The organism is Dechloromonas aromatica RCB (assembly GCF_000012425.1).
The window spans coordinates 4,389,910-4,402,651 of record NC_007298.1 but is presented as its reverse complement, the minus strand read 5'-3'; the positions used below and the strand labels follow the sequence as shown (position 1 = coordinate 4,402,651).

Sequence of the window (12,742 nt, the reverse complement as noted above, 5' to 3'; positions counted from 1 at the left end):
ATTCACAGAATTGTCGGCGTGTCAGCGGCAAGGCCAGCTAAGGCGGTTGGCTATTTTCCGGAGGCCAGAATCCAGTCGGCAATGTGTCCGACGACTTCTTTTTCCAGGCCGTTGTAGCCGTGGTAGGCGAAGGCATCGCAGGGGTCGCCGCGGTTGGCGCCGCCCTTGATGGTAAGCAGTTCATGGCGTGGCAGATGAGCTAGCTTGTCCTTGAGCGGGCCGATATCGGCGTAGAAGCAGTGCGAGCAGCCGTCCTGTTCGTGATGGACGACCAGGGTCGGGATGGCAAGCTGCTCCAGTGGCATGGCAGGCACGGGGCGTCCTTTGTCGTCCTTGAGGATGGTTGACGTCAGAACCAGTCCGTCCGGACCATCCGGCTGGCGCAACTGCGTGGCAACGAAGGCGGCGGACTGCGTTCCCCGGCTGGTACCGACCAGCCAGACGGGTATCTTGTCCTGTTCGCGGGCCCAGGCGATGACGGCCTTGAGGTCAGCCAGGTGCTCGGGCGTCTGTCGGAATCCGGCCAGGTTCTGGCGGTCCGAGGGGGCATCGACGATGACGACATTCAGGTTGCGTTCAGCAAAATACTGGCGGCTGCGAATCAGGAAGTTGCCGTCGCCCCATTTGAATGAACCATTCGGGAAGATGCCCAGCCCACCGTGACCACCGGCGAAAAGGATGACGGTGGCCGTAGGGTTGCTGGGCTTGATGACCAGCAGGCGTTGGGTGACGCCCGGGCGGGTCGGAATGTCGATGACGGATTGACTGTGGGCGAGGCCGGCAAAAGCAACACAGAACAGGAAGACAAGTGCGTGTAACAGGTCTTTCATCATCGATTTCTCCGGGAAGTGGATTGCTCAGCAGAAAGAGTCGCCCAGTATAGGCGTTGCCCTGCCCGAGACGGTTGCCCTGTCTGGCGTTCTCAAGTAACTTGATGACAATGAACGCCAGCCCAACCAGCGGGGGGAGCCCGCTGGACAACGAAGAGATGCTGCTCGTCCTGCAGCAGTCGTTGTCCAAGAAACGTGTCCTGATTGTCGACCGCCATTCGCCGGCGCGGGATTCGATGCGCCTGATGCTCGGTGCGCTGGGTGTCACGATGGTGCATGGGGCGGGCAATTCGGCGGAAGTGATCCGTCAGGTCAAGGGTAATCGTTTTGACATCATCCTGTCGGATTTTGTCCTCGACGATGGGCGGGATGGTCAACAACTCCTGGAAGAACTGCGCCACGCGCACCTGATTCCGCTGTCCACGGTCTATCTGATCATCACCAGCGAACGCAGCTACACCAATGTCGTGGCACTGGCTGAACTGGCGCCGGACGATTACCTGATCAAACCGTTTACGGCGGAACAGTTGCAGGCCAGGTTGGTCAAGGCCGTCTACAAGAAGCATGTGCTGCGCAAGATTTATGAGCAGATCGAAAACGGTGCGCTGCAGGAAGCGATTGCGGCCTGTGATCGCGTCATCCAGCAGCAACCGGTTTACATGTACGACGCACTGCGCTTCAAGGGGGAATTGCTGCACCAGCTTGGGCGAACCAGCGAAGCCGAAGAAGTGTTCAGGCGGGTGCTTGAAGGGCGAGTCGTGCCGTGGGCCAAGATGGGACTGGCGATGGCCTTGCGCGATCGTGGCGCATTGGATGAAGCCGAACAACTGGCCGAGCAGGTGACGCAGGACACGCCGGAGTACCTGTCGGCTTACGATTTTCTGGCTTCGGTGCACGAGGCCCAGGGGCGCCTGCATGAAGCCCAGAAAACGCTGCAGCGGGGCGCCGATGCTTCGCCGCACAACACGGTACGGCAACGCCTGGTCGGCGATGTCGCCGCCCGCAACAAGGACCTGCTGGCGGCTGAAAAGGCTTATGGCAAGGTGATCGAGCGCAGTCGGGGCTCCAGCCTGCGGACGGTGGACGATTTTGCCAATCTTTCACGGGTGCTGGTCGAGCGCGGTGATGTGGCAGCTTCGCGCAAGATTGCCACGGAGATGAAGCGGGAGTGGCGCGGTGACAAGCAGGCCGAGTTGGCCGCCATGGTGACTGAAAGCCTGTGTCTGCATGCCGAAGGCGCGACCGAGAAAGCCAGGAATTTGGTCGATCAGGCGCTGGCGCTGCAGAAAACCATCGTTGCCGAGGCGGTCGGGAAGGATCGCCACACCTCGCAGCGACTGGCCGTCGATCTGGCGCATGCCTGTTACGCCGCCGGGAAGGAAGACGATGCGGGCCGGATCATGCGCCAGGTGGCCGCGGAAAATCACGAAGACCCGCACCTGATCGACCATATCACCAGCGTTTTCGAGAAAACCGGCCAGCCCGATGCCGGCAAGGCACTGCTCGATCAGGTCAGCAAGCAAATCATCGATCTGAACAACAGGGGCGTCATGGCGGCGCGCAGCGGCGATCTGGAAGGCGCGGTAAAACTGCTGATTCAGGCGGCCGAGCAGGTGCCCAACCTGCAATTTCTGGTGAATGCTGCCAAGGCAATCTTTACGCTGATGGACAAGAAGGGGTGGGACAACGAACTGGCGGCCCGGGCGGTGGATTATTTGCAGCGGGCCCAGCGCAAGGATCGCAAGAGTGCCAAGGTGGCCTCGGCACGCGAGCTCTATGTTACGGTAGCCAAGAAGTACGGTATTGCGACCGACAACACCTGATTTGGTCTCCTCGGCAACATTTTGAAACCATTTGCCTCGCCTGGCGATCATCCGTTTGGCACGATCAAACGTTGATTGTCTATCGGCCCGCCAGATCGCGCAGGGCCTGCCTTTTCAACGGGAGTACCTGATGCTGCAATCACTGCATCGAATTTTTGCCGCGGCGGTCTTGATGATTGCGTTGCCTGCCTTGGCGCAGAGCGATCCGCCAGCCCGCGTCGGCCGCTTGGCCCATATCGAGAATGAGGTCTTTTTTCGGGTAGACCGTAACGATCAGGGGGGCGCGGCTACGATCAACTGGCCTATCAGCAGCGGAGCCATCCTGGAAACCGGGCGGCGTGGCCGGGCCGAGGTCTGGGTCGGATCAACAGCCTATCGGCTGGCCGATGAGAGCCAGATCGAGTTTTCGCGAGTAGACGACAGCCTGGTCGATGTTCGCCTGAACGAGGGAAGCCTGGCCGTCACGGTGCTCGATCGGGATCAGGCCGACGATGTCATGGTCGTGACGCCGGATGGCCAAGTGCGTTTCCAGACGCCGGGGCGTTACCGCATCGATGTCCTGGCCGATCACTCCGAGCTGAGCGTGCAGGCCGGCCGGGCGACCTTCGAGGATCGCCAGCGGGTAACGCCGGTGGCTGCGGGTCAGAAGGCGAGTCGCTGGCGCGACGGTCGCGAGCAACTCGATGGTGACTGGGATCAGGATGCTTTCGATCAATGGGTGGCCAACCGCGAAAATGCCACGCTGGCGGGTATGGCGCGTCGCCATGTATCGCCCCACATGACCGGCTATCAGGATCTGGATGCCTATGGCGACTGGCGGACGGCGCCCGACTACGGCACGGTCTGGTATCCACGGGCAGTGGCCGATGACTGGGCCCCCTACCGCTATGGGCGCTGGGCCTGGGTTGCGCCGTGGGGATGGACCTGGGTCGACCAGGCTCCCTGGGGCTTTGCCCCCTTCCATTACGGCCGCTGGGCGATGATTCAGGGTCGCTGGGGTTGGGTGCCGGGGCGTCTTGTGCCGCGCCCGGTCTATGCGCCGGCGCTGGTTGCCTGGATCGGTAATCCAGGCTGGAACGTCAGTTTCGGCTTTGGCGCCGCCCCGGCCGTGGGCTGGTTCCCGCTGGCGCCGCGCGAGGTCTATGTGCCGGGGCATCGTTACACTCCCCAGTATGTCCGGCAGATCAATATGGCCAATGTTCGCGATGTGAACTTGATCGATCGGGCAATGCGTCCCGGACCGCGCCAGCCGTTTGCTTATAACGGTTTGCCACGTGCGGTGACCGTGGTTCCCGCCCATCTGGTTCGTGAAGGGCGGCCGATCACGGCCCGCGAGATTACGCCGCAGCAGCGTCAGGAATTGGGTCGCGCACCGCTGGCCAGTCGCGCCCCCAGCGCCGATTGGCTGGCGCCGGCACCGGGGGCGGTACGCTCGCATGATGGCGAGCGGCGTACCCTTGAGAGTCGCCAGCCGCGTCGCGACTTCGATGCACCAAGGCCGAATGGCCCGGAACGTGGGGCGCCCCGCGGCGAGGTGATGCCACGCAATACGGATCGCCCGGCATTCCGCTCGCCGACGCCAGAGGCAATCAATGGTCGCGGGAGTGAGTCGCGCCCCGAAGTCTTGCGCCCCATGCCTGAACGTCGTCAAGAAAATGAAAACCGTGGCCGGCCAATCGAGGCAGCGCCAGCCCCGGAGTCGATGCCGCGTGGCTTGCCATCGCCGGAAAGACGCCAGGCAATGCCGGAGGCCAGTCGTGAGCCAGTACCTGAATCGCGTCGCGAAAATTTCCGGCGACCGGAAGGTGATCCGCGCGGACGTTCGCCAGAGCCCTTGCCCGTGCAGGTTCCGCAGCGTCGGGAAATGCCGTCCCCGGAAGTCCGCCAGGCGGTACCGGAAGCGCCCCGTGTGCCGGCGGCCGAACCGCGTCGCGAAATTCTGCGTCGGCCGGCCGAAACGGCACCCAGCGTCGAGCCACGGGGGCGCTCGTTTGAGGCAGCGCCGGCGCCGGTCCCCATGCGCCGCGAGATGCCGCCTCCGGAAGTGCGGAGTGAGCCGCGCCAGCCGCAAGCAACGATGCGTCCGCCGGAACAGCGCCGTGATGCCGGTGACTTCCAGCGCTTGGAACGACCGATGCAGCGGGAAAGCATGCCGCAGCCGATGCAGCGTCAGCCGGAAATGCCGCGCCCGGCACCACCTCCGGAGGTCCGGGCGCCAGCGCCGCAGCCGATGCCTCAGGCAGTGCAGCCACCGCGGGTCGAGCCACCGCGACAGCCACCGGCTCCGCCGGCGGGCGGCGGGCAGAACAACGACCCGCGTCGCCGTCATGACGACGAGCGCGGGCCGCGTTGAGTTCGCGCTAGTGTTTCTGGCCGAGGCCGAGATAGGCCTCGATCACCCGCGGGTCGGCGGCCAGTTCGGCGCTCGGCCCGGCGAGTGAAATCTCGCCGGTTTCCAGCACGTAACCGTAGTCGGATATCTGCAGCGCGGCCCGGGCATTCTGCTCAACGAGCAGGATGGCGACGCCGGTTTCCTTCAGCGCCGAGATGGTGCGGAAGATTTCCTTGATGATCAGCGGCGCCAGACCCAGGCTGGGTTCGTCGAGCATCAGCAGCTTGGGCTTGGCCATCAGGGCGCGGCCCATGGCCAGCATCTGGCGTTCGCCGCCGGACAGCGTGCCGGCCAGCTGGGCGCGCCGTTCTTCCAGACGCGGGAAGAGTTCGAAAACCTCGTCCATCGTTTCCATCTGGTCGCGATGGCCGGTGCGGTAACGGTCGAAGGCACCGAGCAACAGATTGTCCTCGACGCTCATTTCGGCGAACAGCTCGCGTTTTTCGGGGACCAGCGTCATGCCATGGCGGACCAGATGCTCGACCGAGCGCTCATGCTTTTGCGGCTGGCCCATGTAGACGATGTCGCCATCCGAGGGCAGCAAGCCCATCAGGGCCGAAAGCAAGGTGGTCTTGCCGGCGCCGTTCGGGCCAATGACAGTGACGATCTCGCCGCGGCGGATGGTCAGGCTGACCTCGTGCAGCGCCTCGACCTTGCCGTAGGCGACGCGCAGATTTTTGACGTCGAGAATGACCTCGTTGTCGTGCAGGTGGGTCATGCTCATTATTCGACCCCTCCCAGATAAGCTTCAAGTACCTTCGGATCCTGCTGGACTTGCTCCGGCAGACCTTCGGCGATCTTTTCTCCGAATTCCATGACGACGACCCGATCGGCCAGTCCCATGACGAAGTCCATGTCGTGTTCGACGAGCAGGATGCCCATGCCTTCGGCGCGCAGCTTGCGCAGCAGTTCGGCCAGCGCCTGCTTTTCCTTGTAGCGCAGACCGGCGGCCGGTTCGTCAAGGAGCAGCAGGCAGGGATCGGAAGCCAGGGCGCGGGCGATTTCGACGATGCGCTGCTGGCCAAGGGCCAGGCTGCCGGCGGCGTCGAACATGTGCTCGGCCAGGCCGACACGCTCGATCTGGCGGGCGGCTTCGGCGAGCAGACGGTTTTCTTCGGCCCGGTCGAGGCGCAGCGCGGCGGCGAGGACACCCTTGCTACCGCGCAGATGGGCGCCGATGGCGACGTTTTCCAGCACGCTCATGTTGCCGAGCAGCCGCACGTGCTGGAAAGTCCGGCTCATGCCGCGCCGGGCGATGTCACGGGCGGCCAATGCGGCCGTCGATTCGCCGAGGAAGGCGATCTTGCCCTCGGTGGCCGGATTGACTGCCGAGATGCAATTGAACATCGTGCTCTTGCCGGCGCCATTCGGGCCGATCAGCGCCATCACTTCGCCAGCCTGCACGGTCAGGCTCATGTTGTTGTTGGCGACCAGTCCGCCGAAACGCTTGGTCACCTCGCTGGCTTCCAGCAACAAGCTGCCGGCAGCGGTCGGCTGGCGCTTGGGCAGGGCCTCGGCCTGCGGCACTTCGCGGATGATGCTGCGCGAAGGCAGCAGACGCAGGATGACGGGCCACAAGCCTGCCCTCGCCTTCTGCAGGATCAACACCATGGCGATGCCGAAGACGATGACCTCGAAATTGCCGCTTTGGCCGAGCAATTGCGGCAGCAAGTCCTGCAGCCACTGCTTGAGGATGGTGATCACGCCGGCGCCGAGCACGGCGCCCCAGACGTGGCCGATGCCACCGACCACCGCCATGAACAGGTATTCGATACCCTGGTTCAGCGCGAACGGCGTCGGATTGACGAAGCGCTGCAGGTGGGCATAGAGCCAGCCGGAAATGCTGGCCAGCAGGGCGGCGATCAGGAAGATGATGATCTTCTCGCGGGCCGTATTGACGCCCATCGCCTCGGCCATCACCGTGCCGCCCTTGAGTGCCCGGATGGCCCGGCCGACGCGGGAATCGAGCAGGTTACGGATGCTGACGATGGCCAGCAGCACGACCAGCCAGATCAGGTAGAAGAATTCCCGGCCTGATTTCAGCTCCCAGCCGAACAGCGAGACGGCCGGGATGCCGGTGATGCCGGTGTGGCCGCCGAGAAATTCGACGTTGCCAAACAGGAAATACAGGCTGATGCCCCAGGCGATGGTCCCCAGCGGCAGGTAGTGGCCGCCCATGCGCAGCGTGATGAAGCCGAGCGACAGGGCGACGGCGGCCGTGATGGCCATGCCGATGAACAGGGTCAGCCACGGCGACAGGCCATAAACCGTGGTCAGCCAGGCCGTCGTGTAGGCACCGAGGCCAACGAAAGCCGCTTGCCCGAACGAAGTCAGACCGCCGACACCGGTCAGCAGGACGAGACCGACGGCGACGACGGCGTAGAGACCGATGTAGTTGAGCAGCGTGATGGTGAATTCAGGCAGTAGCAGCGGACTGATGCCGAGCACGGCAACGAAGGCCAGCATCGGCAGGTGACGGATCAGGCTGGCGCTGCGCTTGCCGGTGGTGATCTTGCCAGCCGGTGCCTCGTCGCCCTTTTCTTCCTCTTCCTCAATGTGGTGCGCGGTCAGCGAGCGCCACAACAGCACCGGGATGATCAGCGTGAAAACGATGACTTCCTTGAAGGCGCTGGCGTAGAAGGACGAATAAGATTCAAGCAGGCCGACCAGGATGGCGCCCAGTGCCGCCAGCGGATAGGAGGCCAGGCCGCCGATGATGGCGCCGACGAAACCCTTGAGGCCGATCAGGAAGCCGGAGTCGTAGTAGATGGTGGTGATCGGGGCGATCAGGATGCCGGAGAAGGCGCCGATGGCGGCGGCCAGCGTGAAGCACAGCTTGCCGGCCAGCACGGGCGGAATACCCATCAGGCGGGCGCCGGTGCGGTTCATCGCGGTGGCACGCAGCGCCTTGCCGTAGATGGTGCGTTCGAAGAAGAAATACAGCCCGATGATCAGTAGTGCCGAGGCGACGACGACCAGGACGGTTTGCCCCTGCAGCGGGGCGCCGGCCAGTTCGAAGCTGAGATCGGTAAAGGCCGGGGTGCGCCAGCCTTCGGCCCCGAAGAAGAGCAGGCCGAGGCCGATCAGCGCCAGATGGACGGCCACTGCGACGATCAGCAGCACCAGTACCGGCGCGCTGGCCAGGGGTTGGAACGCGATGCGGTAGATCATCGGGCCGAGCGGTACGACCAGCAGCATGGCGATGACCACCTGCGTCCACAGTGGCAACTGGGTTGGCGGCATGGCGAACAGCCCGGCGGCGAAGAGCAGCGGGATACCGACATTGACGATGAGCAGCGGCGGCAGCTTGGCGTAGCGGCCTTCACGCAACAGGCGGTAACCGTCGAGGATGGCGACGGTGGTACCCAGGCCGAGCAGCAACCAGACCGTGCCCGGTACCTTGCCGGCCTGCAGTGAGGCCAGCGTCAGCGCGCCAAAGGCGACGAATTCGCCCTGGGGAATGAAGATGACGCGGGTGACGGCAAAAACGAGCACCAGCGCGAGGGCGAGCAAGGCATAGATGGCACCGTTGGTGATGCCATCCTGGCCGAGAAGAAGGAGAATCTGGAGGTCCATCTGCGACCTAATAAAAAGAGAAAAAGCGCGTTATACGCGCTGGATAGCCATTCGAATTGGCAGGTGGGTCAAGCGAAGCGACCGCCTGGCGCTACCGTCGCAGGTACTGCGAGGGGTAACGCCGCGGTCGCCAGCCCGGTTATTTCAGCAGTTTCCAGGTGTTGTTTTCGATGGTCACCATGACGCGGGCGCGCTGGTCGAAACCCTGGTGGTCGTTCGGCGTCAGGTTGAAGATGCCGTGGGCGCCGGCGACGTTCTTGGTGTTCTCCAACGCGTCGCGCAGGGCACGACGGAATTCGACCGTACCCGGCTTGGCTTTCTTCAGGGCAACCGGAATGGCGCTGCCGAGCAGTACGCCGGCATCCCAGGCGTGGCCGCCGAAGGAGCTGACGCTGCCCTTGCCGTGGGCAGCTTCGTACTTGCTCACATACTCCAGTGCCGATTTCTTGACCGGGTTGTCATTCGACAGCTGCGCTGCAACGACCATCGGGCCGACCGGCAGGAAAGCGCCTTCGACATCCTTGCCGCCGACGCGCAGGAAATCATTGTTGGCCACGCCGTGCGTCTGGTAGATCAGGCCCTTGTAGCCTTTTTCCTTAAGCACCTTCTGTGGCAGGGCGGCCGGGGTACCGGCACCGCCGACCAGAACAGCATCCGGCTTGGCGGACATGATCTTGAGAATCTGGCCGGTCACCGAGGTATCGTTGCGCTGGTAACGCTCGCTGGCGACGATCTTCAGCTTGCGGACCTCGGCGATCTTGGCGAATTCCTTGTACCAGCCTTCGCCGTAGGCGTCGGCAAAGCCGATGAAGGCGACGGTCTGCACGTTCTTGTCGGTCATGTGCTGGACCAGCGCGGTGGCCATGTGGGCATCGTTCTGGGCCGTCTTGAATACCCATTTGCGCTTGTCGTCCATCGGTTCGACGACGATGGCGGAACCGGCCATGGAAATCAGCGGGGTTTCGTTCTCGACGGCGACATCCATCATGGCCAGCGAACTCGGCGTGGTCGACGAGCCGACGACGACGTCGACCTTGTTTTCGCTGATCAGCTTCTTGATGTTCTTGGTCGCCGCGGTCGGATCGGTCGCGTCATCGAGGATGATGTAATTGACCTTCTGGCCGCCGATGGTGGTCGGCAACAGGGCGAAGGTGTTCTTTTCCGGAATGCCGAGCGAGGCGGCCGGACCGGTGGCGGCGACGGAAACGCCAACATTGATGTCGGCCAGCGCCGCGGTGGAGATGGTGGCGAGTACGGCGAGGGTCAGCTTCTTGATCATGATTTCATCCCGGAAAAGGAAAGGGGGAAGTCTACCATGCAGTGCCCGGCCGCATCCGGGCCGGGCACTGCGGTTCGTTGGTCTTACTTGGCCAGCTTCCAGCCGCCGTCCTTGATATTGACCATGACACGGGCGCGCTGATCGAGGCCGAGATGGTCGTTGGCGCTCATATTGTAGACGCCGTGCGAACCGGCGACATTCCTGGTGGCTTCCAGCGCATCGCGCAAGGCAGCGCGGAATTCCTTGCTGCCCGGCTGGGCCTTCTTCAGCGCGACGGGGGCGGCGTTGGCGAGCAGGATGCCGGCATCCCAGGCATAGCCGCCGAAGGCGTTGACGCTGCCCTTGCCATGGACGGCTTCGTACTTGCCGACATAGTCCATGGCCGATTTCTTGACCGGGTTGTCAGTCGGCAGCTGTGCCGCAACGAGGACCGGGCCGGTCGGCAGCACGGTGTCCTCGCAATCCTTGCCGCAGACGCGCAGGAAGTCGTTGTTGGCGACGCCGTGCGTCTGGTAGATGATGCCCTTGTAGCCCTTCTCCTTCAGCGATTTCTGCGGCAGGGCGGCCGGCGTGCCGGCGCCGCCGATCAGTACGGCATCCGGCTTGGCGGACATCACCTTGAGCACCTGGCCGGTGACCGAGGTATCGACGCGATTGAAGCGCTCGTTGGCAACGAGCTTGATCTTGCGTACCTCGGCCAGCTTGGAAAATTCGTTCCACCAGCCTTCGCCGTAGGCATCCGAGAAGCCGATGTAGGCCACGGTCTTCACGTTGTTGTTGGTCATGTGCTCGACGATGGCGGTCGACATCTGGGCATCGTTCTGTGGCGTCTTGAACACCCATTTGCGCTTGGCGTCCATCGGTTCGACGATGCGGGCCGAGGCGGCCATGGCGATCATCGGCGTTTCCGCTTCGGCGGCGACGTCGACCATGGCCAGCGAGTTTGGGGTGGTCGTCGAGCCGATGATCAGGTCGACATTGCTCTCGCTGATCAACTTCTTGGTGTTCTTGACGGCGGTTGTGGTGTCCGAGGCATCGTCGAGCACGATGTAATTGACCTTCTGACCGGCAATGGTCTTCGGCAGCAGATCGATCGTGTTCTTTTCCGGGATGCCGAGTGAAGCGGCCGGGCCGGTGGCCGACAAGGTCACGCCGACATTGATGTCCGCCATGGCTGTCGCGGCAAGCGTTGCCAGCAGCGAGGCAAGCATGGTTTTTTTCATTTATTGTCTCCTCCAGGTAAATCGATTACGCAAAGGTGAAAACCTATGGCCAAACCTGCTTTTGCGCAAGCCGAGTGGTCAACCGGGCGTGATAAAGTCCTCTTTTATGCGTAAAACAGGGTCTGCCATGTTTTCTGGAATCATCGCGGCGGTTGGCCGCATTATTGAAATTACCCCCCGTGAAGTCGGCTGCCGCCTGCATGTCGATGCCGGCAAACTCAAGCTCGACGATGTCGCACTTGGCGATTCGATCGCCCACAACGGCGTCTGCCTGACCGTCGTGGCCCGGGAAGGCAACACCTTTGCCGTCGACGTCTCGCCGGAAACGCTGTCCTGCACCGTCGGCCTGGCCGAGCCTGGGCCGGTGAACCTGGAAAAGGCGCTGCGCCTGTCAGACGTGATCGGCGGCCACCTGGTCTCCGGCCACGTCGATGGGGTCGGCGAAGTGTTGCGCTTTGACGCGATTGGCGACAACCGCCTGCTCGAAATCCGCGCTCCGAAGGAAATCGCCAAGTACATCGCCCGCAAGGGTTCGATCGTCATCGATGGCACCAGTCTGACGACCAATGCAGTCAACGGCACCGATTTCACCATCAACCTGATCCCGCACACACTGGAAAACACCACGCTGAATCGTCTGAAGCCAGGCAGCAAGGTCAATCTGGAAGTGGATCTGATCGCCCGTTATTGCGAGCGCCTGCTGACGGCAGAACGCGAGTAAATGCTCACCATGGCAGGCCGCCTTTCAGTCTTGCTTCTGGTCGGTGGCCTGTTGAGCAGTTGTGCCAGCTACGATGGCGCCGGCCGAATCCCCGCCGATGCCGGCCTGATCGACGTGGAACGTACCATGGGCGTGCCTTCCCTGCGCTGGCGGGAGGCCGACGGGGGTGAAACCCTCGTCTATCCCTTCGGAGCGATGGGCTACCACACCTTCTTCGTGCGCGGCGATGCCAATGGCCGCTTCCTGTCCCGCGAAAATGTGCTGACCATGAAGCATTTCGCCCGCATCCAGGCTGGCATGACGCAGGAGGATGTCGTTCGCACCATCGGTCCCCCCGTTCCGGAATGGACTGTCTATTTCAAGGCCCGTGACGAGCTGGTCTGGGAGTGGCGCTATTGCGACGACTGGAACGAGCCGGCCCGTTTCGATGTGCTGTTCGACGGTACCTCAAAGCGCGTTCGGTCGACGCTCACTTCGACCGAACGCTCGCGCGATGCATTCGGCCGTGGCGACCGGCGTGGCTGGTGCGGCCACTGATATCTGCTGCCAGTGGCGAAACCGGCTCTTGAAAAACCACCCCCCCGCCCCCATAATTGAAAGCATGGTTGTAATTCCGGCAATCTGGAGGCGTTCTGGACAGGGGTTCGATTCCCCTCACCTCCACCCAAGGGCATTCCGCTGAGTGTTTTTGGATGGGGGTGTACTGGTCTCGACAGGGCGGACAAAGGTGCGCAGGCAACTCGTCAGGCGATCGACGTTAATGAAGCAAATCCATAATTGCCAATGATGAGCAATTCGCTATTGCCGCCTAAAAACGGTTAGCCGGGGCTGCTAGAGCCTTGTTACCAAAGATAGCCGGCGGGGACTTCGGTCCCCGTCGTCACGTCCACATTCCAGA

Annotated in this window: 9 protein-coding genes, 1 other RNA gene and 1 pseudogene; 5 read left to right on the top strand and 6 right to left on the bottom strand. The window is 62.9% G+C overall.

The window, feature by feature from the left end; translation table 11 throughout:
- Positions 1-50 precede the first annotated feature (50 nt).
- Positions 51-833, bottom strand: coding sequence for an alpha/beta hydrolase (locus DARO_RS20895; RefSeq protein ID WP_011289822.1), 783 nt, complete (start codon positions 831-833; stop codon positions 51-53).
- A 107-nt stretch (positions 834-940) separates the two neighbouring features.
- Between DARO_RS20895 and DARO_RS20890 the strand changes: the two genes are divergently transcribed.
- A complete protein-coding gene (locus DARO_RS20890) occupies positions 941-2,653 on the top strand; it encodes a tetratricopeptide repeat protein (protein WP_497463010.1) in 1,713 nt (570 codons plus the stop codon).
- A 130-nt stretch (positions 2,654-2,783) separates the two neighbouring features.
- Positions 2,784-5,006, top strand: a complete 2,223-nt coding sequence (locus DARO_RS22050) for a DUF6600 domain-containing protein (RefSeq protein WP_011289820.1) — start codon at positions 2,784-2,786, stop codon at positions 5,004-5,006.
- A 7-nt stretch (positions 5,007-5,013) separates the two neighbouring features.
- On the opposite strand, the gene DARO_RS20880 is transcribed toward DARO_RS22050, so the two are convergent.
- The 5 genes and pseudogenes from DARO_RS20880 to DARO_RS20865 all read right to left on the bottom strand — a co-directional run bounded on the left by DARO_RS20880 (position 5,014) and on the right by DARO_RS20865 (position 11,123).
- Positions 5,014-5,769, bottom strand: coding sequence for an ATP-binding cassette domain-containing protein (locus DARO_RS20880; RefSeq protein ID WP_011289819.1), 756 nt, complete (start codon positions 5,767-5,769; stop codon positions 5,014-5,016).
- Positions 5,769-7,511, bottom strand: coding sequence for a branched-chain amino acid ABC transporter ATP-binding protein/permease (locus DARO_RS23420; RefSeq protein WP_497463071.1), 1,743 nt, complete (start codon positions 7,509-7,511; stop codon positions 5,769-5,771). The genes DARO_RS20880 and DARO_RS23420 overlap by 1 nt, the downstream gene beginning before the upstream one ends.
- Before the next feature lie 75 nt (positions 7,512-7,586).
- Positions 7,587-8,621 (bottom strand): annotated as a pseudogene (locus tag DARO_RS23415) (branched-chain amino acid ABC transporter permease); the annotation flags it as partial.
- A 139-nt stretch (positions 8,622-8,760) separates the two neighbouring features.
- Positions 8,761-9,900: an ABC transporter substrate-binding protein gene (locus tag DARO_RS20870; protein WP_011289817.1), complete on the bottom strand. Its 1,140-nt coding sequence runs from the start codon at positions 9,898-9,900 to the stop codon at positions 8,761-8,763.
- 83 nt (positions 9,901-9,983) lie between these two features.
- Positions 9,984-11,123, bottom strand: a complete 1,140-nt coding sequence (locus tag DARO_RS20865) for an ABC transporter substrate-binding protein (RefSeq protein ID WP_011289816.1) — start codon at positions 11,121-11,123, stop codon at positions 9,984-9,986.
- Positions 11,124-11,250: 127 nt separating this feature from the next.
- Here DARO_RS20865 and DARO_RS20860 point away from each other — a divergent pair, with 127 nt between their 5' ends.
- The 3 genes from DARO_RS20860 to ssrA all read left to right on the top strand — a co-directional run bounded on the left by DARO_RS20860 (position 11,251) and on the right by ssrA (position 12,727).
- The gene (locus DARO_RS20860; protein WP_011289815.1) at positions 11,251-11,844 is read left to right on the top strand and encodes a riboflavin synthase; all 594 of its coding nucleotides are present in this window, start codon (positions 11,251-11,253) and stop codon (positions 11,842-11,844) included.
- A 9-nt stretch (positions 11,845-11,853) separates the two neighbouring features.
- Complete coding sequence (locus tag DARO_RS22045) at positions 11,854-12,381, top strand: hypothetical protein (protein ID WP_198134081.1); 528 nt, start codon at positions 11,854-11,856, stop codon at positions 12,379-12,381.
- A 14-nt stretch (positions 12,382-12,395) separates the two neighbouring features.
- Positions 12,396-12,727: a transfer-messenger RNA gene (gene ssrA, locus DARO_RS22595) on the top strand.
- The last annotated feature ends 15 nt before the right edge of the window (positions 12,728-12,742 follow it).